General features: G+C 45.4%; 19 protein-coding genes and 3 pseudogenes. 2 read left to right on the forward strand and 20 right to left on the reverse strand.

Going from position 1 to position 20562, the window contains the following annotated elements; genetic code table 11:
* Both AB4371_RS18610 and AB4371_RS18615 read left to right on the forward strand, forming a co-directional pair.
* Window positions 1-559: pseudogene (locus AB4371_RS18610) on the forward strand (transposase); the annotation flags it as partial.
* Window positions 560-1153: 594 nt separating this feature from the next.
* Entirely contained in the window at window positions 1154-2329 is a 1176-nt protein-coding gene (locus AB4371_RS18615; RefSeq protein WP_017064690.1) for a threonine/serine exporter family protein, read from the forward strand.
* A 312-nt stretch (window positions 2330-2641) separates the two neighbouring features.
* Here AB4371_RS18615 and AB4371_RS18620 read toward each other — a convergent pair whose 3' ends face one another.
* The 20 genes and pseudogenes from AB4371_RS18620 to AB4371_RS18715 form a co-directional block, all read right to left on the reverse strand.
* Window positions 2642-3625 carry a GTP-binding protein gene (locus AB4371_RS18620; protein ID WP_108202790.1) on the reverse strand — a complete coding sequence of 328 codons (984 nt, stop codon included), beginning with the start codon at window positions 3623-3625 and terminating at the stop codon, window positions 2642-2644.
* 92 nt (window positions 3626-3717) lie between these two features.
* Window positions 3718-5394, reverse strand: coding sequence for an amidohydrolase family protein (locus AB4371_RS18625; protein ID WP_372150461.1), 1677 nt, complete (start codon window positions 5392-5394; stop codon window positions 3718-3720).
* 109 nt (window positions 5395-5503) lie between these two features.
* Window positions 5504-6139 carry a hypothetical protein gene (locus AB4371_RS18630; protein WP_136982111.1) on the reverse strand — a complete coding sequence of 212 codons (636 nt, stop codon included), beginning with the start codon at window positions 6137-6139 and terminating at the stop codon, window positions 5504-5506.
* Window positions 6099-6221: pseudogene (locus AB4371_RS18635) on the reverse strand (carboxylesterase family protein); the annotation flags it as partial. The pseudogene AB4371_RS18635 and the gene AB4371_RS18630, both read right to left, overlap by 41 nt.
* Before the next feature lie 44 nt (window positions 6222-6265).
* Window positions 6266-6550 carry a hypothetical protein gene (locus AB4371_RS18640; RefSeq protein ID WP_017062010.1) on the reverse strand — a complete coding sequence of 95 codons (285 nt, stop codon included), beginning with the start codon at window positions 6548-6550 and terminating at the stop codon, window positions 6266-6268.
* 377 nt (window positions 6551-6927) lie between these two features.
* Window positions 6928-7050 (reverse strand): hypothetical protein, encoded by a 123-nt coding sequence (locus tag AB4371_RS18645; protein WP_017064694.1) that lies wholly within the window; start codon window positions 7048-7050, stop codon window positions 6928-6930.
* An 18-nt stretch (window positions 7051-7068) separates the two neighbouring features.
* Window positions 7069-7254 (reverse strand): annotated as a pseudogene (locus tag AB4371_RS18650) (transposase); the annotation flags it as partial.
* A gap of 111 nt (window positions 7255-7365) precedes the next feature.
* On the reverse strand, window positions 7366-7500 hold the full coding sequence (locus AB4371_RS18655) for a hypothetical protein (RefSeq protein ID WP_372127163.1): 135 nt from the start codon (window positions 7498-7500) through the stop codon (window positions 7366-7368).
* Complete coding sequence (locus AB4371_RS18660; RefSeq protein WP_372127138.1) at window positions 7469-7612, reverse strand: transposase; 144 nt, start codon at window positions 7610-7612, stop codon at window positions 7469-7471. Before AB4371_RS18660 ends, AB4371_RS18655 begins: the two co-directional genes overlap by 32 nt.
* Window positions 7591-7845: a transposase gene (locus AB4371_RS18665; RefSeq protein WP_083190239.1), complete on the reverse strand. Its 255-nt coding sequence runs from the start codon at window positions 7843-7845 to the stop codon at window positions 7591-7593. The genes AB4371_RS18660 and AB4371_RS18665 overlap by 22 nt, the downstream gene beginning before the upstream one ends.
* The gene (gene yegS / locus AB4371_RS18670; RefSeq protein WP_108111935.1) at window positions 7788-8528 is read right to left on the reverse strand and encodes a lipid kinase YegS; all 741 of its coding nucleotides are present in this window, start codon (window positions 8526-8528) and stop codon (window positions 7788-7790) included. The genes AB4371_RS18665 and yegS overlap by 58 nt, the downstream gene beginning before the upstream one ends.
* Before the next feature lie 19 nt (window positions 8529-8547).
* A complete protein-coding gene (locus AB4371_RS18675) occupies window positions 8548-9453 on the reverse strand; it encodes a LysR family transcriptional regulator (protein ID WP_017064697.1) in 906 nt (301 codons plus the stop codon).
* 78 nt (window positions 9454-9531) lie between these two features.
* Window positions 9532-10914 carry a BatD family protein gene (locus AB4371_RS18680; protein ID WP_372150462.1) on the reverse strand — a complete coding sequence of 461 codons (1383 nt, stop codon included), beginning with the start codon at window positions 10912-10914 and terminating at the stop codon, window positions 9532-9534.
* On the reverse strand, window positions 10911-12617 hold the full coding sequence (locus AB4371_RS18685; RefSeq protein WP_372150463.1) for a VWA domain-containing protein: 1707 nt from the start codon (window positions 12615-12617) through the stop codon (window positions 10911-10913). Before AB4371_RS18685 ends, AB4371_RS18680 begins: the two co-directional genes overlap by 4 nt.
* The gene (locus AB4371_RS18690) at window positions 12610-13689 is read right to left on the reverse strand and encodes a VWA domain-containing protein (protein WP_372150464.1); all 1080 of its coding nucleotides are present in this window, start codon (window positions 13687-13689) and stop codon (window positions 12610-12612) included. Before AB4371_RS18690 ends, AB4371_RS18685 begins: the two co-directional genes overlap by 8 nt.
* Window positions 13682-14242, reverse strand: a complete 561-nt coding sequence (locus AB4371_RS18695) for a DUF4381 domain-containing protein (protein ID WP_372150465.1) — start codon at window positions 14240-14242, stop codon at window positions 13682-13684. Before AB4371_RS18695 ends, AB4371_RS18690 begins: the two co-directional genes overlap by 8 nt.
* Window positions 14243-15205, reverse strand: a complete 963-nt coding sequence (locus AB4371_RS18700) for a DUF58 domain-containing protein (protein WP_017060006.1) — start codon at window positions 15203-15205, stop codon at window positions 14243-14245.
* A gap of 12 nt (window positions 15206-15217) precedes the next feature.
* A complete protein-coding gene (locus AB4371_RS18705; RefSeq protein ID WP_017060007.1) occupies window positions 15218-16201 on the reverse strand; it encodes a MoxR family ATPase in 984 nt (327 codons plus the stop codon).
* Window positions 16202-16350: 149 nt separating this feature from the next.
* Entirely contained in the window at window positions 16351-18720 is a 2370-nt protein-coding gene (locus AB4371_RS18710; protein ID WP_372150466.1) for a tetratricopeptide repeat protein, read from the reverse strand.
* 192 nt (window positions 18721-18912) lie between these two features.
* Entirely contained in the window at window positions 18913-20460 is a 1548-nt protein-coding gene (locus AB4371_RS18715) for an arylsulfatase (protein ID WP_017060009.1), read from the reverse strand.
* Window positions 20461-20562 lie beyond the last annotated feature (102 nt).

Below are 20562 nucleotides of genomic sequence, written 5' to 3' on the forward strand. Positions count from 1 at the left end.
GACCTTGAAGTTCAAGCGCACTGCCCGAATGCAAAAATCGTTTACGACTTATTCCATGTTGTTGCTAAGTTCGGTCGTGAGGTAATGGGTCAAGCGCTCACGCTGGGTGTTGTTGAAAAATAGAGGCAACTTAAATCCACGGCAAGACAGCTATCTTACAGAAATATTGAATATCAATAAGGACTTAATGACCACTTATATACTCGGGGCACAACTCAAAGAGCTTTGGTATTGTGAATCAGAAGCACATGCTAAAGGGCTCTGGGAGGCTTGGTGGGCACAAGTACAAGAGAGTGGAATTAAGCCATTGAAAGAGTTCGCACGAAAACTGAGTCCTTATCTTCACGGTATTATCGCATCGGCAAGTTATCCGCTAAACACCTGCACCCTAGAAGGGATAAACAACAAGATAAAACTAATCAAGCGAATGGGGTATGGGTATCGAGATACCGACTACTTCTTGGAAAGCCGCGATGAACCACAAATAAGCGGCTCTTTTTTAGCCCAACTTTCTGCTCTTAAACCTTATCGACTGTATCCGCCCCATGAACCCACGTGACGATATTGTTAATACGTGAGCGCCGCAATCACACTGTTAGCGCTAAGGAACCTTTGAAACCGTCATCAAAGCTCACTCATAATAAGCTATTATTTACAGTAGATTTCGGTTAATTTTCCAAAGGCCATTATGAAAAACAAACTGAGTTTAGCAATTCAAGCATACTGCAACTGGATTGATTCAAACATTATTGAAATTGCTTATGTCGGTTCCATTCTAGTTGTGATTCTAACGCTCATCATCAATCTTATTTAGGCTTCCATTTCCTAAATATTAGTTTCCTTTACTCATTACCGAGCTTTTCTAAAAGCCTCAGAGTTAAATCAATCACCTCATGGATTTGGAGTTTTACGCCTTCAAATAGCTGCGTGAGCGGATCTATTTTTGAGGTTGCAGCTTCAACAATGACTGATTTACCTCAACGATAAACTGATAACCTCTCATTCAATGAATCCTATCTTTTTAACCATTGCCTTGTTCGTTTGTAGGGGCCCGTCCTCTATACACGACTATTGGTTACGCTTGAATGAGGATACTATTGAATTAGAATGCCCCTCAAACATATATCGCCTTGGTAATTGAGAAACAAACAGAATGAAACAAACAAATCATATCGAACAATGCCAGCAAGAAATTTTGAGCTTTTCGGACCGATTACATCAATCTGGTTGTGCGCCTTACTCGGTAGCTCAATACACTCAAGCTTATGCAAAACGCCAGAACATTGATGTCTCTATTGATGTGACCCCGACAAAAGTCATCACTATTTTTGAGCAACCCACGCAAAAAGTCGTGATGGAAAACAAAAAACCACCCTCGGTTAACTTACGTGATTTAGTCGCAACGCTTAAAGGGTTTTCGACTCATTCCCATTACGAAGGTTCAGAAACCTACTCGAATCGTACCTTGTGCTTTGCCAATTTATTGCTTCCGCCATGTTATTTAATGTTAGTTGGCAGTACTTATCTGGCGGTCGGTTTATCCATTATTCTGGGCGCTATAGCCTGGCTAGCACAAATTTTCCTGACTGGGCCAAGAAGCATTCTTGTCGAGTTCTTTGTCGCCTTAGTAGCCAGTTTTTTAACCGGTATGATAGCGGCACAGGTTCCCGGCTTACCAACATTGGCACTGTGCATTTCTTCCATTGTCCTTTTTATTCCTGGGTTAACCGTCACCAACGGCTTAGCCAGTCTTGCTCTCAATGACTTTCGGTCAGGTATCGAACTGCTTGCACAAAGCGCACTCATAGTAATGAAAATATTCATCGGCATTGTTATGGGGTTAGGCTTAGCCAACATAATCAATCAACCATTATCGGTACCGGTATTTATTGATGAAATCCCATTCGTTCTTCATGTCACCGCACTGATCGGGATTTCTGTCGCTATTGGCCTTATTTTCAACGCAAGTATGACAGAAATTCTCTTAGGCCTTCCTGTCGCGGCAATTGGCATGTGGGGGCCACATTGGTTTACTTCCGATTGGGTTGTAGGTACATGGGTAAGCACAATACTCATTACGCTTTACGGGTTGGGGATGGGAAAATTGCGTCACGTTCCACCACTCATATACATTATTCAAGGGATCATCATTCTTGTCCCCGGTAGTCGAATCATTGTCGGAGCAAGTGAGTCCTTCTTTGCGACCTCCATTTTACCCATTCCGAATATTGGTCTGTCCGCCTTGCTGATGTTTGGCGCGATTATGGCGGGACAAATCATGGTTTATTCTATATTTAGTCGTCATTTTGATTCCATCATTGAGGACTAACCATCGAGCTAACAATCGCTGATCAACACGCCCCAATAACCCACGATTGAGTCTTTATCTGCTTTTTGACGTTAACCGATTCTGAGAAGGTACTGATGAACAGAGTCTCGAAAATCGATAAGACTATTTTGTTTCAGATGGCGAGGGGAATGAGCAATATGGATTTGGAAAAACCGAATAGAATCGAAAGTAGCCAATAATTCAATAAGATAAGGATGCTTAGGATGAGTCAATGCAAAGTAGGCAGAGGTAAGCTAGGTATAGGCAAGCGCTAGGTTGATAGGCTTGCCATCTACTCCATTTCCGTTCTAACTACGCCACCAGTGCGTTCAGTTTTTTACGCATACTCTCTTTATCAAGGCCACCTTTAGGTCCAATGAAGACTAACCGTGACGAACGAGATTCATCATCTTCCCATGCATCTCCAACCGTCACATTGGCTCGCTGGCCCGTGCACTGAAATACACAGCGATGATCAGGACGATCGGTTAAATTTAAAATACCTTTCATGCGATAAGCATCAATTGAAAACTGTTGCAGTAGAGGATACAAACTTTGTAGATTAAGCGGTTGATCAGTTTCAAAGCTGAATGTTTCGAAATCATGGTTCACGTGATGACAGTGCTCATCATGACAATCATGGTGCTGGCATTCCCTTTGATCACCCGCTATTTTGTTAGTGACAAAGCGCGTACTTTCAGGGGCATCAAATAAGATAGGTAAATCCACTTCGCCGAATGAAATATCAATCAATTTAGCAAACGGAGCTTGTACTCGGCACCATGCTTTGACTTGCTCTAGTTTATCAGCATCGACTAGGTCAACTTTATTAACCAGAACAATGTCAGCCACTTGAATTTGCTGCTTCGACAACGTCTCCATTGGGCCTTCTAGCCCTAAAATGTTTTCCGCATCGATCGTCGTCACGATTGCATTTAAAGGTGCGTGTGCTTGCAGTTCCGGATCTTCAAATTGAAGTGCCACTTCTTTGGGTTCTGCGATACCTGAAGTTTCAACAATAATATGGTCTGGGCGTTCCTCTAATGCGAGTAAACGCATTACCGAAACGACTAGTCCTTCTGCAAGGTTACAACAGATACAGCCATTCTCTAGGCTGATCATATTTTCACTTTCAGATTTAACTAACTCCGCATCAACATTGATTGATCCAAAATCATTGACGATCACAGCCATGCGCATTCCATTTGCATTGGTTAATATATGGTTTAGTAGGGTCGTTTTCCCTGCTCCTAAAAATCCGGCTAAAATTGTTACTGGAATAGGCTTCTTGCTCATAGCATGCTCTCTTTCGATTTTCGTTGTCTATATTTACTCGGTAAGCAATAAAAAAGGTTGAGCTAATGCCCAACCTTTTAAGTCAGGATAACTTAGCCAGTAACTTTGTTGCGAACCGCTTCACCTGGGTTTGAATCTAACAACATTTCACCAGCTTCAATGATAGGTGTCCCGTTTACAAGTACGTATTTCATGCCTGTAGAAAGGGCATTTGGTTTATCAAATGTTGCAACGGCTTTTACTTCATCAAGTTTGAAAATAGCTAAATCAGCATCTTTACCTACTTGAATACGACCTTTATTTGCCATTTGTGGCACAGCATCCTCAAGAATACGACATGCGTTTAAGCTAGTTCTTTCCATCGCTTCTACTAGTGTTACCGCTTTGTATTCCTCGACATATTTTTCAATAAAACGAGAGAAACAAGCAAGTGAGCGAGGGTGAGCTATTGCGTTGCTTGGAAGTGGCCATACATCACCTTCAATTAATACGCCTTTATCATCCATCCAAGGCATTGCATCTGAAGCGATAGCTGCACCTGGGAACAATACTGAACGGTCCATTTTAGCGCGATCTTCTTTGTTCTCATCGGGTTTTAAGAAGTGCATGACAACCACGGTACCGGGCGCTGATGCTTGTAGTTCAGTGACTTTTTCTTGGTTTAGTGCTTTACCATTCGCTTCCATGTAGCTAGCGCTTGGTACACCCCAACGTTGTAACCAATCGTCACCACGGAAAACTTCTGCGCCAATAACGGAAGAGCCAGCACCATAAGGATAAGCTTCAGTAGTAACGGCTAAACCTTGATCAATGGCGGATTGAACTAAATCGGCACAATCTTCGATATCTTGTACTGACGTGCTGTTGAGGTGACAAATGTGCATGTGTGCACCCGTTGTCGCCGACAGGCTAATGAGTTCTTGGTATGCTTCAAAGCTTGATTGTGGCTCTGCGCTGTTTAGGTAACGAACGTGAGTGTAGGTTGGTACTTCATAGCGTTTTGCTAGTTTAGCAAGATCATAGTACTCTTTGTGGCCATAACCTGGTGCGTAACCCGCGTTAATACCAATGCCTAAGCCCCCCTCTTTAAGACCTTGCTCAACCGAGCCCAGAATTTGTTTTAATTCATCTGGGGTTGCTAGGGTATTTTGCCAATTGTTTTTAGAAAAAGCTTTCTGGAACCAAACAATCGTACCATCAGGAGCAGGCATCGTAGGTTCTTTTGCTTGAATACGAGCGTAAGTCCATGCTACAGAAGCGCCGTAATTAATCGGGCGACCTTCAGCAGCAGTAATATCGTAGTACGTTCCGATTGGGAATAGACCAGATTCCATCTCAAGAGCGGTGGTTACGCCATCGAATGCTTGAGCACGGGCAGCAGGAAGTTGTTGTCCGTGAGCGTGCATATCGATAAAGCCAGGTGCAACCACGAGACCTTCAGCATCGATGATTGTTTTGCCTTGCAGCTTTTTGTCTGAGATTGCAGCAATACGCTTACCTTTAATACCGACGTGACGAATTGCGTCGAGTCCAGTTTCAGGATCAACAACACGGCCATTTTCGATAACGATATCAAATGGCCCTTTCTCGTTAGGTATCAGTTTGATGTTTTGGCCAACCAGTTTTTCAGGGGCTGCATGTAAAACAGAGGCAAAAGGCAGTGCCGCAGCCCCAACCGCTAACTTAGTCAAAGTCGAACGTTTATCTGTATCGACACCATCAAGTAATACTTGCGTAGCGTCCAATTCATTTGGGTCGTAATTTTTCATATTGATACCTGTTATGTTTGTTGTAAAAGAATATTAGTTCATGATTGCTATGAAAACTATGCTGCATGTAGAAAAATCAATCGATTGACTAACACCCACCTTTCCATCATTAGAATCCACTGCCAACCGTTATATAAAACGCGCTGTCAACGTCACTAAAAGCGAGGTCTACCCCCATGTGTAACCCATATCGGCAAGCTATCTGATAGCGAAATCCAGCACCATACGCATCGACACTTTCATCGTCTGACAGACTGCCCTCTACTGTCGCTTTATCCAGGCCATAAAACGCAGAAACGGTCCAACGATTATCAATCGCATTATCGTATTCCGCGACAACACCCAGCCCAGAGGTCACCGAGCTTTCGCCCATAAAATATTGAATAACGCCATTGATAGCGTTATTCACATCTTCATTACTGGTCTCAAACTCTACCGAGCTCTGGCCAATAATCTGTTTCACACCCAGCATCAATGGTGTGTTTGCCACTCGAAACTGGAGCTGCTGAAGCGCAGCGACTCCCGAGGTTTTTGTGCCGAATTGAATCGTTTTGTTGTACGACGCACCTATACTGAACTCTTTGAAAATATCGAGGTTCGCCTTTCCAGCGCCAACGCCACCCGTATATCGAATGGTATCTTTTAGCCACGACGGTATCACCGTTAATGTCGGTATCAGAACCTGCGCCATATTCAAAGTCCCCACCATGAATAAAGACATACACGGGTAATGACTCTGAACCATTGATCTCCGAAGGACGCCAAATATTAAGATTCAAGCAATCTTCAGATTGCTCTTGCTGGGTTATTTTAAGCTGTGGGCACACGGCGCCAAATTGTGTCGCATCTATAGCGCTATCAGCATTGTGTTCTAATTGACGGAGTGACTGTGCTGAAAACGTTGTTGATCGGCGTAAGTGATTCCTTTAAACGCTTCAATGGATACGCGTTGCTCGTCACCTGCTAAGGTATTGATCACAACAGACTCTCTATTTGCGAAAAGAGTCGCGTCCCCGATGGATACTGAAACCTGCTCTGTTGGTAATGTCTGAAGCGGTTCTGGCTTAATAGGACGTGAGCTGGTTTCATCACTACCCCACGCAGAAAGAGCAACAGTGATAGCGATAACCATGAGTGAGCGATGCGTTAAATTCATGGTTGTACCCATAAATGTGTTCGGCCATCTGACCTGATATTGGTATCATCAAACCTGAGAATCCCTATGCTCAGCCATGCTCATTTCTGGAGTATTTGAAGTATTTTTTCTTTATGGTGCGATATTAATTCACTCTTTAAATTTGAATAAATCACTTATGCAGGACGTGATCCTACATATATTCACTACCGTGAGTGGATGTCGCTTTTTATTTATCACAAAGACTTCTTGTTGTACCTTCTTTGGCTGACTATCTAGGGTTGATAAAATTTCAACGGGTTCTTGAAACAGCTCTATAGGGGGTTGCTGTGACTCTCCTTCTGAAGCTTCAAACTCATCAAAGAACCCAAATATGTTATTAGAGTCCGATGGCATAGTTAGCACCAAACGTAAGTTTCGAGGCCAAAGCCAATATTGTTGAGGTCTGTTTTGACTTGACCCGAAGAGGTCCAAGGTAGAAGTGCGTCGATATCAGGCTCTGCTTTCGCGAGCTCTTTCATGCACTTGACCATGTAGTCTTAGAGGATAAGACCGTTGGCTTTTGCAGTCTCGACGATACTGTAAAGCATCGCGCTCGCCTCAGCACCGTTTGTGTGTTGGAGAATAGCCAATTTTCCCTGCCAAATAACCAGCGGTTTAATTGCGCGTTCAGCGCGATTATTATCGATAGATAAGTGACCATCGTCGATATAACGAATGAGTTTAGGCCATTGCCCGAGCTAGTACTTTATTGCTTTGCCTAGTGGGCTAGAGCCTATCACCTTCTGGGTTGTCATCCATTGGTAAAGCTCATCCAGTATCGGCTTGGCATACGCTTAACGCTCTGCTTTGCGTTCTTCGGCAGGCGCACCTTTTAAGCGTGATTCTATCCCGTAGAGCTTTTGGGGTTTAGCCAGCACTTTATCAGCCTTGCCCGATTTACCTTCCCCTTGAAGCTTCTTCGCGTCCATGAACTTGCGTTAAGCACCCCACATTAGTGACGTGATGCAGACCATGATAAGCCGTGTAGCCATCGGTTTGTAGATAACCGTTGTAGTCACCTAAAAAGTCCACGGGGCACACCCTCGCGCGACTGTTTTGATAGTCGTACAAGGCGATTTTTTCACATTCGGCAGTGCCGCTTCGGGCGAGTCAGCGCCTGAGCAGTAAAGCCACATATAACACTGCTTCTCTTCTTTGAGCACATTGAGCGGCGTTTCATCCGCCTGAACCACCACTTGTTGAAGTAGGTTCTCCTTCAAGGCCACATACAGCGGGGCGAACTTCTCACTGACTTGGATAACCCACCTTGCCATGGTGGCGCGTGATAGCTCGATACCCGACTGGGTAAACAGCGATCATCAATCAATGCATTGGGTGCTAACTCTTGTCCTCCACCCGCTAAGCGACCATTACAAAAAGCACCAACAAGGATCTCGCCGGTAAAGCTGCCTTTGTCTATGGGCAACGTGCCACTGTAGGGCTTAAAGCCAAGTGCTTTCACCACACCTGTTAGTGTATACGCACCGCCACCGAGAAAATCTTTAAGCTCGACTGGCGTTTCAGCTGTGACTTCAGCACCAAAACCCGCCGCAGCGACATTCATAAAATAGCGGTCATTCGCACGCGCGCTATCCACCGCAAACGCCTTGCCTTCCAGCGCTAGTTCAAAAGCACCCGAAATATCGTTAGGTATTCCCGTTGCGGTAGCAAAATCATTCGCAGTGCCCATTGGGATAAGCGCCAGTTGTGGTCTTTCACTGGCACGGAACTGGTTGAGCGCGTTAACGGCTTCATTCACCGTTCCATCGCCACCGACAACAATCAGACGCTTAACACCATCGCATATTGCCTCGCTTACCAAACGAAACATGTCCGACGATTCCCAAGTCACTCTAACTTGCAGGTCAATATCATTGTCCCTCGCCGCAAAGATGGCTTGCCTTAATTCCGGGATATTGGCTTTCTTTCCGTTTAAAATCACGCGAATGCTGTCCATGGCTATGTCCTTGTATAGGCTAACTTGATAACTCTTTTGCTGCCGCTTTGATCTTAGCTCGTAACCACTTATGGCTTGGTTCATTAGTACGGCTTGGATGCCAAATCATACACATATCGAGGTCTTCCAACTCGAAGGGTAATGGTAGTGTTTTTACCGCGTACTTTTCAGCAAAACAACGCACTGATGAAATAGGCATTACTCCGATGTACTCAGAGCCTTCGATAACAGGAAGCATCTCTACAACGCCCGCTGCGCGATACACGATTCTACGTTTCTCAAGGTCACTATAGTGCTCAGAGCTTAATAAGCTTTTGCGCGCATGCCACCTAGAGACCACCACATGCTCGAGTGCTAAGAACTGTTCCATATCGATGGTATCGCCAACCGTAGGATGATCACTACTACACACCACGACCAGCTCTTCTGTAGAAATCACCTCGTGCTTAAGCATGGTTCTTCCTTTAGGCGTCATATCAACAATCACGTCGTGTCTTTGCAGCCTTAAATCAGACTCATAGTCTTCGGTAAACAGAGGGTGAACCTCTAACGCGATACCTGGTGCGACTTGGCTGATTAACCGCATGACTTTTGGCATCATTTCGTAGCTCGCCGCCGAGACGCAGGCAATGGAAAACACGCGGCCTGAGGTTTTAGGATCGAAGTCTCTTGATGCGGATAAGGTAGAAGTAAAGTTTTTAAGTGCAGCGGCCATTGCAGGATAGATATCAATAGCGAATGTGGTTGGCTCTACGCCTGATGTGGTGCGATGAAACAGTGGCTCATCATAGATATCTCTCAACCTTGCAAGTGCTTTACTCACTGCTGGTTGGCTTATATCCATGCGATTAGCAGCTCTAGATAAGTTCTGCTCTTCATAGATAGCAACAAATATAGGAATTAGATTTAGTTCGGTACTTTTCATACAGTTCCATATTAAAGAAGCAGGTTCCCCATAGTAGAGAACCTGCCGATTATGTTCGATGCGAATAACTAAAGTTTGCTACTTAGTTCTATCTTTTAAGTTTGGCAAGGCTTTAGGGATTTTCAAGCGAGCGGCAATTGAACGAGAATTGCTTGAGTTTGATGTGTCACTGGGCAAGTTACGTAACCCTTTCCATAAACGAGTGAATACGTTTTTATCTTCACATCCTTGTTGAAGGGCTTCGCTATCTTCTAGCCAACGCTTTTGTCCATTTGATTTACCATGTTGCGCTTTATCCAGTTGCACTTTATTCAGTTCTAACTGAGAGGTTTGGTTTCGCAATTGACGGTAGATAAAGGTTCTTAATGCAGCCCAATTACCTTGCTTAACTAAACGACGTAGTACCAGCCAACTCGGTGTTGGGCGGTTTGCGTAGTAACGCTTAACCGAAACAATCAACGCAATGCAGACTAACAACACCAAACCAACAGTAATAAACACCGACATGTAGGCCTTGATGAAAGATTGGACTGTGTGTTTGGCTTCAAACACTTCGCCTTTTATCACCACGTTTTCAAGGCGTTGATTTTTGCTGTCCCACCACTGAAATGAAAACTCTGGCAGCGTAAACTCACCACCCTGCTGAATCACATATACAGTCTGTTCAACTCGGCTTGAGCGATAATCACCACGTTCTTGAGTGTCATCCAAACGGTTGGGCTGTGGGTAAGCTTGGAACTGCTTAGTGGACTTATTGGTTAGCACATCTGGCAGCAACACAGAAAAGCTGTCTTTTGCCTTAATCGTGATAGTTCGAGTAATAGCATCGCCAACTTTTAGCTCTTCACTTGAGCGTTGCCATTGCTGCTCTATATCTACTTCTGTCGCAGAAAACCAAGGCGTTTCATTATCGAGTAAACCTGAAGGCAACGAAGCTTCAAACTTAATCGGCTGCGTGTAAAGCGTACCGCCCACGTTTGAACCATCAGGAGCAGAAACTTGGATACGAACCGGTACGGTTGGAATAACAAACTCACCGGAAGTCATCGGATAAAGCGTCACTTCCCAACGCTGACGTGACCATGTAGTACCACCGACTCTTTCTGTGTAGTTCGTCGCGAGTTGGTTACGCTGCTTAGCGATAACGTTAGGGATTTCGATACTGCCGATTCGAGTCCCTCCCGTTAACCAACGCGGCGTCGCCACCTCAATGTTCAGAATTACCTGCTCATTAACGCTCACTTTAGTCTGCGTTATCTTATCGCCTGACTTTGGCTTTTCCCCTACCCAAGCGATAAGCTCAACGTCACCACTTTTTTGGAGGTCGAAGATATCTGTAGCAGAAGCAACAAAAGGAAAAAACCAACTCAATATAAGAATCATCGACAGTAGCCACTTATGGGATCTGAATCGCACTCTCTTTGATTGAATCGCTTCAAGAGCTAAATCATATCGACTCATTGCGTTTGCTCCTGTTTTGACGCTTGTTCGATGGAAGGCGCAGGATCTCTTAACTGAATTTGGAATTTGGATTTCAAGAAGAACTTAGGATCGGCTTCTACTCGCTTTAACCACTTGTCGGCAAGCTCTTGGCTGCCCAAAATCTCATTCGCGTTAAGTGTTTCCTTAAGCATCAATTCCGCTACCGTTTCTTCTTCAGCGCCATCACCCGTTCGCGGCTGATCGTCTTCGAGTTCTAAAGATTCTTCAGGGCCATCTGTGGTTCCAGACTGGCTTTCACTGGTTCGGTTTACCTCTTCGACAATTCCACTAAGCACAGCAAGATTGTTCTCCACATCCGTTCTTAGTTCTGGTGACAGATCCTCTTTCTCACTTAATGATTTCAAGAGGTCTCGTGCGGCAAGGTATTCACGCTGCCTAGCTAACGCACTCGCTGCATTGTACAAACCAAGGTCAGTTTTGGTTTGCAAAAACGCACTGTGAGCGAGCTTAAAATCACGAGCATAGTAATAAGCCGCGCCCTTTCGCATTGGGTCAGTAAAATGTTTGGCAGCTTGAAGGTACTCTTTCTGGTTCAACAAACGTTGACCTTGTTGGTCGGGCGTTAGCCATAAGTCCCACCACCATTGAGTGGTCTTATCCAAAGCTGTAAACGACTCCACCAACACGGGTTTCTCAGCGGTTAAGTTGACTGTTTTCGCCAAAGTGTCTGGTAAATACATGCTGCTTGTGATCATCAAACCAACGACACACCACTGCACCAGCCAGCCTTTTCTGAACCATAGCAACATGATAATCGCCATTGGGATAAGCAAGCCATAGCCCATGTCTTTCCAAGGCATTGAAGATTCGCCGTTGAGCTGCATGTTTCTTTCAACCGCTCTGTTCAGTTGTTGGATATCCGAATCATCAACGGTCACCTCAACCACTCGTCCGCCCGTCTTGCTCGCTAAGCTACGCAGTGAATCTAGGTCGACAGGGTTATCGCTCACCACATTGCTATTTCCTGCGGCTAGAATGAGCAACTGATACGGATTGTCGTTAAAGAAACTCTCGTACGCCCTAATGGTGCTTGGGTTTACACCATCTGATACCAGCAGTACAGAAGAGCCTAACTCACCAGACAGTTGCTGATTAATCAATGGCAGTGCTTCTTCTGCTGACTTACCTGATACCGGCATGATATCGGGTGTGATAGCCGCTAGAAACGGTTCGAATACCTTGCTGTCTTGAGTGACGGGCATCGCGACGTGTGCGCTGCCTGCATAAACCACTAAGCCCGTATTACCGCCTTTGCGAGCTGCTAATAAGTCTCTAATCTTCTGCTTAGATCGTTCCAAGCGACTCGGTGGTAAGTCTTTAGCGAGCATGGATTCACTGTTATCAAGCACAACCAACATCGACGCTTTGTCTTCACCAAAAGGCGAAGCCTCACGCTGCCATGTTGGGCCAGAACAGATAATGATGGCGCTAGTCACAATTACCACCAATAGCTTCAACGGCAGTTGCTTGCGCCAGCCTGTTTCGCCAATCGTCAATGCATCACGTAAGTGTGCAGGTAGAATGTCTTTCCACGTTGGTTTGGTCTCTTCTCTCCAACGAACCCATAACAGAAAGAACATCGGAATAAAGGCCAACAACCACAAAGGTCGGATAAAATGAAACTGGGTGAATAACTGTTGTAGAGTGAGAGAATCAGGCATCATCCTCTCCTTTCAATTTTTTAGTTTTAGAAGCCAAAAGTGACCTTCTACGTAAAGTCGCCAGACTAAAGGCAGTCAGATACATCACAACAACAATCGCCATTAAGTAATGGTGCAGCCCCTGTTTAGGACGATAAGTGGTACTTTCATATAACTGTGGTTCTAGTTCACCGATTTGAGCGTAGGCTTTGGTCAGTTCGTCGCGGTTAAGCGCTTCAAAGGCTTCGCCACCTGACTCTTGAGCGACACGCTTGATGGTTTCCATATCCAGAGCAACCTCTCCAACGGTTTGCGGATCGCCCATCGCAATAACGTGAATTCGAACGCCTTTAGCCTTGGCGACTTTTGCGGCATCGATAGGCTCAACAAAACTTCCTGTATCATTACCGTCTGTTAATACGATCACGACTTTCTCTTTTTCGTTGGTGTCGACGTTTGAATCTTGAACGGCAGCACTTTGCTTTTCACTTTGTTCAAACACCTTGATCGCCAAGCCAATTGCATCGCCCAAGTGCGTACTTTGCCCTGCCATCGCGACATCGGTTTGATTAAGCAGTTCAAGCCATACATCTTGGTCCGCGGTAAATGGCGTTTGTACAAACGCTGCATCACCAAACAAGATCAAACCGAGTCGGTCACCTTTTCTGGTTTTCGCAAAATCAGCTAACACCTCTTTAGTTGCGTCTAAACGCGAGATTTTATCCCCTTGTTTAGACGTAAAATCTTGCTCCGCCATTGAGCCCGACAAATCGACAACCACCATGACATCACGGCCCAATTGTTCACGAACTTGTGGCTCACCTAAGATGGTTGGTTTAGCTAACGCGCAAACCACTAATACCCAAGTAATAATCAATGTGGTGCGTTGCCACCAGCTTGGTGTTAACTGGCTTGCACCCTCGGATGGCGCCTCGCCTATTGCTTCTACCAACTCACTGAAAAATGGCACCTTAATGGCCATTTGTTTAGTGCGATAAGCAGGCACAGCCAAGTAGACCAACAGAGGCAATGGTAACGCGACAAACCACAATGGATGCGCGAACTCAAAGCTGGCAGATAAACTATCAAACATTATCTTGCCCCTCTGTTGTTGCTTGTACATTCGGTTTTGTTTGTACATCGGCTTTATGAAGTTTTAGCCACATCATCGCGGTTTGAATTACCTCTAAACGCTGTTCAAAGCTCAAACGCACATTAGGGTCAATTAGGCTTTGCATCCATAATTCCGAAACTTCATCGGCAAAGAACGCATTGCTGTTTTCACTCGTGTTGGCGCTAACAGGCAGATAAGCGTTCAAACGGTTCACATAAGCTTGGCCAAACAACTTGGCATTACTGCTGTCTAGGTAACGAAGCACCACTTTGAGGACTTTAAAGGTTCGTTCGGTTGAGTTCTTGTCTCTTGCATCCAGTACCATGAGTTCTTGAAGCGCTTCTTCGCGATAACGGTTATTCCACCACCTTAACGCCAAGCGATAAGCCAGATAGATAGCGACCAATAACAGAATAACGCCAAGGATCTTCCAGCCGATCGTTTGAGGAGCCCAGCTCACACTGTCAGGAATGGCGACATCATGTAGGTCGCGAAGGATATAAGTACTTGGAGGCGTATGTTCAACAGCCATTTAGCGCCCTCCCACTAGTTTCTGCAGCTGTGATATGTGATTGCCCGACGTGTCTAATTCTATATAAGGGAGGTTTTTCATCGCCATCAATTTAGCAAGGGACAGTTTCTGAAGTGCCGCTTTTTGGGCAAGGCTTTCACTTGCGAGGTTAACCTTAGATTGGCTATCCAGATTAAGTTGAAAGCGACCATCACCCACCACCCAGTTTGCGCTTGCCAGATCTTGAGGCAATGATTGTTCTAATGGATCGGTGACCATAATGGCTAAGATGTCGTTGTGTTGTTGCAGTTGCTTTAGTCGGTCAAGATGTTGCTCTTGGCAATCTCGCCAATCACTAATAAAGATTAAGGTCGATTGCTTTAATCTCATTCGTTTTATCAGTTCAATCCACTGGCTAAATCCAACACCTTCGCTATCGCTCACACTGACACCTAAGCTTTGATTAGCCTTGGTAAGATGTTTTAGCTGAGCCAACAAATCAGATTGAGAACGTTGAGCTTTGGTATGAAACAGTTTTTGGTGCGAGGCCAAAACGAAGCCGACACGATCACCATCTTTCAGCACTCGCCATCCACACAATGCCGCCACTTCGGCAGCCACAACAGATTTCATGGTGTTTTGAGACGCAAAGAACATCGAACTGCGCTGATCGACACAGATCATCACATTACGGTCTTTCTCTTCGGTATAGCTACGAACATGAGGCTTACCCGTTCGCATCGTAACTTTCCAATCGAGATTACGGATATCATCACCCAATTGGTAATGACGTAATTCTTCGAAGTTCAAACCACGACCACGGAACAAAGAGTTATGTCTGCCCGAAAGTACGCTGCCCGCTTTTAAATGAGGTAACAGTGAAAACGACTCAGCTTGAGCCTGAATTCGCACTAACCTTGAATAATCACAATACAGTCGTGGATCAAGGCCTTGCGATTTGGGAGCTTGTGTTGGCTTCGCCATGACGCCCCCTAATTATCCGATCTCAACATTATCAAGCAGTTCTTCAACCACTCTTTGATGGTCAACGCCATCGGCCAATGCATCATAAGAAAGTGAGAATCTGTGGCCTAATACGGTAGGTAGCATCGCTCGCACATCATCTAACGTGACATGGTCACGCCCTTGTAACCACGCATAAGCGCGTGCACATTTATCCAACGCAATGGAAGCACGCGGGCTTGAGCCAATCTCAATCCATTTAGACAAGTTTGATTCTGGGTAACGCTCTGGCTTACGAGTTGCCATGACCAAGGCCACAATGTAGTTCTCAACTAAATCGGAAACGGCAATGTCTGGAAGTTGTCGGCGTGCCTCAAGTACCAACTCAGGTTCAATATGTTGTGGAGTGACTAATTCTGAACTGGTTTCGCTACCCAACTCCTCACTGCGCACCAGTCGAATGATGTCACGTTCCGCTTCGTCTTCTGGGTAGTCGACCGTCACTTTCATAATGAAACGGTCCATTTGCGCCTCAGGTAGCGGATAAGTACCTTCTTGTTCAACTGGGTTTTGAGTGGCCAATACCATGAACAAGTCAGGAAGGATGTGAGTTTGGCCGCCCACGGTTATCGTGCCTTCCGCCATAGCTTCAAGCAGAGCCGCTTGTACCTTTGCAGGCGCACGGTTCACTTCATCGGCTAAAACAATGCTGTTGAAAATAGGACCCGGTTGGAAATGCAGTTGCGGCTTGCCATCAAGCTCTTGATACACCTCCGTACCCGTCACATCTGACGGCAGCAGGTCAGGAGTAAACTGAATTCGACCAAAACTGGTGTTCAGTAGATTCGCCAGCGATTTTACTGAGCGAGTTTTCGCAGTACCGGGAAGCCCCTCAAGAAGCACATGTCCATTAGTCAATAACCCTATCACCAGAGCCCGAACGACGTGGCTCTGACCGATAACACTTTTCTCTGTTTGTTCAATCAGTTGGTTTATTGCTTGTTGCGCATGGTTCATAGGTCTTCCCTTAATTCAATCTGGCTGCGTACATCCTACTCACAAGCCCCATAACTATTAGTTATACACATGATAAACAGTTATAAACGCGATAATTGGTTACAAGCGGAATAAGCAGCAAGCTCGATAGCCAAGCTCACCTCATCGCTTTATTTAAACCTAGCTTTCAATTGGTTAATGGCTTCCGGCGGTGCCACTTTGCTCAATGATGAAATACATTGCTCAAACGCCTTTGGTACGCCCGGTATATGACTGTTTCGCGCCAACACTTCACACTGGGCATACAGGTGCTGTGGGTTGCGGCTAAATTGGTAAGCCTTATGCAGTGATTGACTTGCCGCAAGCACATCCGATTTTTCCAAAGCCAATCCGTACACATACCAATATTGAGGGTCGGTTTGCGCAGTTTCAGCGGCTTGTTTAAGGTAGTCCGTTGCTTGTTCGTAATCTTTCACACGAAGCAGAGACAATCCTGTGCTGTATGGCAAAACACTCGATTTAGGCTGAGCTTCAATACCTTGCTTCAAGGTCGACAACGCTTTTGCCTCGTTACCTTGCGCTCGATACAAATCCGCTAAATTGGCGTAGCTGTTTTCGAAATAAGGCTCAATCTCGATAGCGCCTAGATAAAACTCAATCGCTTTGTCGTGCTGGCCTAAATCTCGGTAAACGTTGCCTAGGTTAGTACGTCCAAATCCTCTGTCGGCATTAAATTGCTGTATTTCAATGTACTCTTCTAATGCAGGCTTGATTTGGTCTTTCTGCAGAGGGTTCATTTCTCCCCAATAACGCACTAATGCGCCTGCGGTTTCTGAACGAATCGACAATACAGGGTCTTTCAGTAGCGGCTCTAGAATTTGCCAACGGTCAGTGAATGGGAAACCAGACGAGCCTTGTACAACACCCAAACGGATCATTTCATCATCATGTTTCACCGCTCTTGCCAGCGAAATAAGCGTATTCTTACCCGTATTACCGCCCAAACGTTCTAAGCTCGATGCACGAATGATATTGCTTAAGCTAGAGTCCTGAGCCGAGTATGCCAACGCATCCTCTGCACCTCTGTGCCCTATCGAGTCAGCATAAAAGGCAACGGCAAAGTGCTGCTGATTACGATACTTAGAATCTGGGAACCACTCACCGATTTGCTTATCTGCCCACTGGTCGGTTTGATCTGCATGACAGCTAGTGCACACGTTCGGCGTTTTAATGTGTTGGCTAATATCAGGACGTGGGATATGCCAACTGTGGTCACGCCTTGGGTCGACCTCCATGTAAGTCGTCTCTGGCATGTGACAAGTCGTGCATTGTGAAGCTTCAGTATTCGCTTCGTGGAATGTGTGCTTTTCAGGCGTGTATTCTGATGCAATATGACATTGGCTACACACGGCTTCTTCCGCAATTTTTAGTTCAGCGGTATGAGGATCGTGGCAGTTAGTACATGTGACGCCTTTTTCAGCCATCACGGATTGAAGGAAAGATCCGTAAACGTAATCTTCATCGTAGATTTGACCATCGTTGTGGTAAAGCTCTGGGGTAATCAAGCTCAAGCGATACTTATCAAAGAAAGACCCGTTAACGTGATCACCCGTTTCATTTAACTGAGTACGACGGCTGTGGCATTGAGCACAGGTTTGAACTTGATTAGTATGGATGATGTCTTTTGGTTGCAGGGTTGAATTACCCTCTTGATAGATCCACTCTTTGACCGACTTCGACAAGTCGCGGTCAAAACCATAATGCGCCGAGACTGGAGCATCCTTTCCACCGTTAGCTTTGGCTTTCTGTTTATTTGCTAACAAGGCCTGTTCAACGTGCTCGCTTGCAGGGCCATGACACGCTTCACAACCGACATTGATCTCCGACCAAGTAGTATTATAAGTGTTGCTCGCGCTGTCGTAGTTTTTCTCTAGGTTCGTTGAATGGCAATCAGCACACATGAAGTTCCAGTTTTGACCGCTATTGGTCCAGTAGAATTCATCGGTGTTGGTGGTATCAGGATAGAGGTGAAACCAGCGTTGACCGCCTTCGCCCTCAGTGCGAGAATCCCAAGCGAAAGGAATCAACTGTACACGGCCGTCTTCAAATTCAACCATGTATTGTTGTAGTGGTTCAAAGGCAAAGGTATAGCTGATTTTGTAATCTTTAAAGTGGCCGTCTTGCCCTTCAATATTGACCCAGAACTCTTCGCCCTTGCGGAAAAATCGGTTGGGTTTACCGTCATGAGTGAATGTTTGATCGTTGAAATCGCCTAATACAGATTCGTCTGTAGCGTGCTTCATCGCCATATCATGATGAGAGCCCTCCCACGCTGCGACTTCTTCACTATGACAATCAACACATGCTTCCGAACCGACATAGCTGGCCTTTGAAATATCAGAGTTGATATTAGGGTCTTGCTCGTTGGCATAGGCGTTCAGACTGAACAGCGACAACATCAGTGAAGACAAGATTGCGGATAATACTGCGACTCGCTGGTGTTTCAATCCGTTTACCAGTGAGCACAACCATGCAGACATAACATTCCTTGTTTTTATACATCCTTATGCTTAATAAGGTAGACGTAAAAACAACGAATTTACAATTATTTAGTGGCAATGAGCTCGATAGTTGTGACTCATATTCACGACCGGGATTTACTCATCGGTATGCGCATAAAAAAAGAGCTCCTAAGAGCTCTTCAATCTGTTCAGTTTCACTCAAACAATCACTTACTTGTTATGAGATTCCTGAAGTTTTTCCATTACCTGATCCAAGCTAAAGCTCGCGGCTTTTTGGCGTGGCGGGTATTCAGCAAAGGTTTCTAGGAACTTGCCGACATACGCCTGTGCTGGAACGAACATATAAGCATGGTCTAACAACCAATCGTAGTATGTATTCGATGTAATGTCTGCGTTTTCGTATGGGTCCATACGCAGGTTAAACAGCTTAGGAAGACGTAACGTCACGAACGGTTCAGCCCAAATTTGCATGGTACCCGTTGCACGCTGCTCCATGAACACCGCTTTCCATTGGTTGTAACGAAGCGCCGCTAAATCACCATCATCGGTAAAGTAGAAGATCTCCGAACGACGGCCTTTCTCTTCTTCACCGGTTAAGTAAGGAAGGAAATTATAACCATCTAAGTGAACCTTAAATGTTTTATCACCGGCAGTATGACCTTTGAGTAGTTTCTCTTTGATTTGGTCATCACCAGCGGCGGCAACGAAGGTTGGCATCCAGTCCATATGGTGCATAATTTCGTTAGATACGGTTCCTGGTTCAATCTTACCAGGCCAACGAACCATTGCTGGTACACGGTATGCGCCTTCCCAGTTGGTGTTTTTCTCACCACGGAACGGGGTTGTACCCGCATCAGGCCAAGAGTTCATGTGAGGGCCGTTATCCGTTGAGTAGAAAACAATCGTGTTGTCTTTGATACCCAACTCATCCACTTGCTTCAATAGTTGCCCAACGTGTCGATCGTGCTCAACCATACCATCAGCGTAGTTACCGACACCAGTTACGCCTTTACTGTCGGCTTTCACGTGCGTTCTAAAGTGCATACGTGTCGCGTTCCACCACACGAAGAATGGTTTGTCCGCTTTCACTGCGCGATCCATAAAATCAAGTGCCGCGTCTAGTGTTTCTTCATCAACCGTTTCCATACGCTTACGCGTCAGTGGACCGGTATCTTCAATCTTGCCATCAGCGAATGACTTAATGACACCACGAGGGCCAAATTTCTTACGAAACTCAGGATCGGTTGGGTAATCTTCATTCTCTGGTTCTTCTTCAGCATTTAGGTGGTAAAGGTTGCCAAAAAATTCGTCAAACCCGTGTGCTGTTGGAAGGAATTCATCTTTATCGCCAAGGTGGTTTTTACCAAATTGACCTGTCATGTAACCCATAGGTTTCAGCATTTCTGCGATTGTCGCGTCTTCTGCTTGTAAGCCAATGTCTGCGCCCGGCAAACCTACTTTACTCAAACCCGTTCGTAATACACTTTGTCCCGTGATAAAGGTAGAGCGACCCGCAGTACAAGATTGCTCTGCGTAATAGTCCGTAAACATCATCCCTTCTTTCGCGATGCTATCAATATTCGGGGTTTTGTAACCCATGAGACCGAAGGTGTATGCACTCACATTGGATTGACCAATATCGTCCCCCCAAATAACCAATATATTTGGCTTTTCAGCCGCAAAAGTGGCGCTGGACGCGGCCATCATCGCTGTACCCAAAATCGCTAATCGACGTTTAGCGCCATATTTCGCTGTCATAGAAACCTCTTCGTAAGTTATTTGCATCCTGCCCTACAACGTATAGTCCATTTTTTACACATGCGCGAGATTCCCTAAGCTATTAATCTTTTTGTCATTTTT

Source organism: Vibrio sp. 10N.261.51.A3, assembly GCF_041471965.1.
GTDB lineage: Bacteria > Pseudomonadota > Gammaproteobacteria > Enterobacterales > Vibrionaceae > Vibrio > Vibrio crassostreae_C.

What these genes read in the sequence shown, in the direction of transcription:
- AB4371_RS18615 (WP_017064690.1), top strand. Translation starts at nt 1,154, where the DNA reads ATGAAACAAACAAATCATATCGAACAATGCCAGCAAGAAATTTTGAGC.
- AB4371_RS18620 (WP_108202790.1), bottom strand. Translation starts at nt 3,625, where the DNA reads ATGAGCAAGAAGCCTATTCCAGTAACAATTTTAGCCGGATTTTTAGGA.
- AB4371_RS18625 (WP_372150461.1), bottom strand. Translation starts at nt 5,394, where the DNA reads ATGAAAAATTACGACCCAAATGAATTGGACGCTACGCAAGTATTACTT.
- AB4371_RS18630 (WP_136982111.1), bottom strand. Translation starts at nt 6,139, where the DNA reads ATGGTTCAGAGTCATTACCCGTGTATGTCTTTATTCATGGTGGGGACT.
- AB4371_RS18640 (WP_017062010.1), bottom strand. Translation starts at nt 6,550, where the DNA reads ATGAATTTAACGCATCGCTCACTCATGGTTATCGCTATCACTGTTGCT.
- AB4371_RS18645 (WP_017064694.1), bottom strand. Translation starts at nt 7,050, where the DNA reads ATGAAAGAGCTCGCGAAAGCAGAGCCTGATATCGACGCACTTCTACCT.
- AB4371_RS18655 (WP_372127163.1), bottom strand. Translation starts at nt 7,500, where the DNA reads ATGGACGCGAAGAAGCTTCAAGGGGAAGGTAAATCGGGCAAGGCTGAT.
- AB4371_RS18665 (WP_083190239.1), bottom strand. Translation starts at nt 7,845, where the DNA reads ATGGCAAGGTGGGTTATCCAAGTCAGTGAGAAGTTCGCCCCGCTGTAT.
- yegS (WP_108111935.1), bottom strand. Translation starts at nt 8,528, where the DNA reads ATGGACAGCATTCGCGTGATTTTAAACGGAAAGAAAGCCAATATCCCG.
- AB4371_RS18675 (WP_017064697.1), bottom strand. Translation starts at nt 9,453, where the DNA reads ATGAAAAGTACCGAACTAAATCTAATTCCTATATTTGTTGCTATCTAT.
- AB4371_RS18680 (WP_372150462.1), bottom strand. Translation starts at nt 10,914, where the DNA reads ATGAGTCGATATGATTTAGCTCTTGAAGCGATTCAATCAAAGAGAGTG.
- AB4371_RS18685 (WP_372150463.1), bottom strand. Translation starts at nt 12,617, where the DNA reads ATGCCTGATTCTCTCACTCTACAACAGTTATTCACCCAGTTTCATTTT.
- AB4371_RS18690 (WP_372150464.1), bottom strand. Translation starts at nt 13,689, where the DNA reads ATGTTTGATAGTTTATCTGCCAGCTTTGAGTTCGCGCATCCATTGTGG.
- AB4371_RS18695 (WP_372150465.1), bottom strand. Translation starts at nt 14,242, where the DNA reads ATGGCTGTTGAACATACGCCTCCAAGTACTTATATCCTTCGCGACCTA.
- AB4371_RS18700 (WP_017060006.1), bottom strand. Translation starts at nt 15,205, where the DNA reads ATGGCGAAGCCAACACAAGCTCCCAAATCGCAAGGCCTTGATCCACGA.
- AB4371_RS18705 (WP_017060007.1), bottom strand. Translation starts at nt 16,201, where the DNA reads ATGAACCATGCGCAACAAGCAATAAACCAACTGATTGAACAAACAGAG.
- AB4371_RS18710 (WP_372150466.1), bottom strand. Translation starts at nt 18,720, where the DNA reads ATGTCTGCATGGTTGTGCTCACTGGTAAACGGATTGAAACACCAGCGA.
- AB4371_RS18715 (WP_017060009.1), bottom strand. Translation starts at nt 20,460, where the DNA reads ATGACAGCGAAATATGGCGCTAAACGTCGATTAGCGATTTTGGGTACA.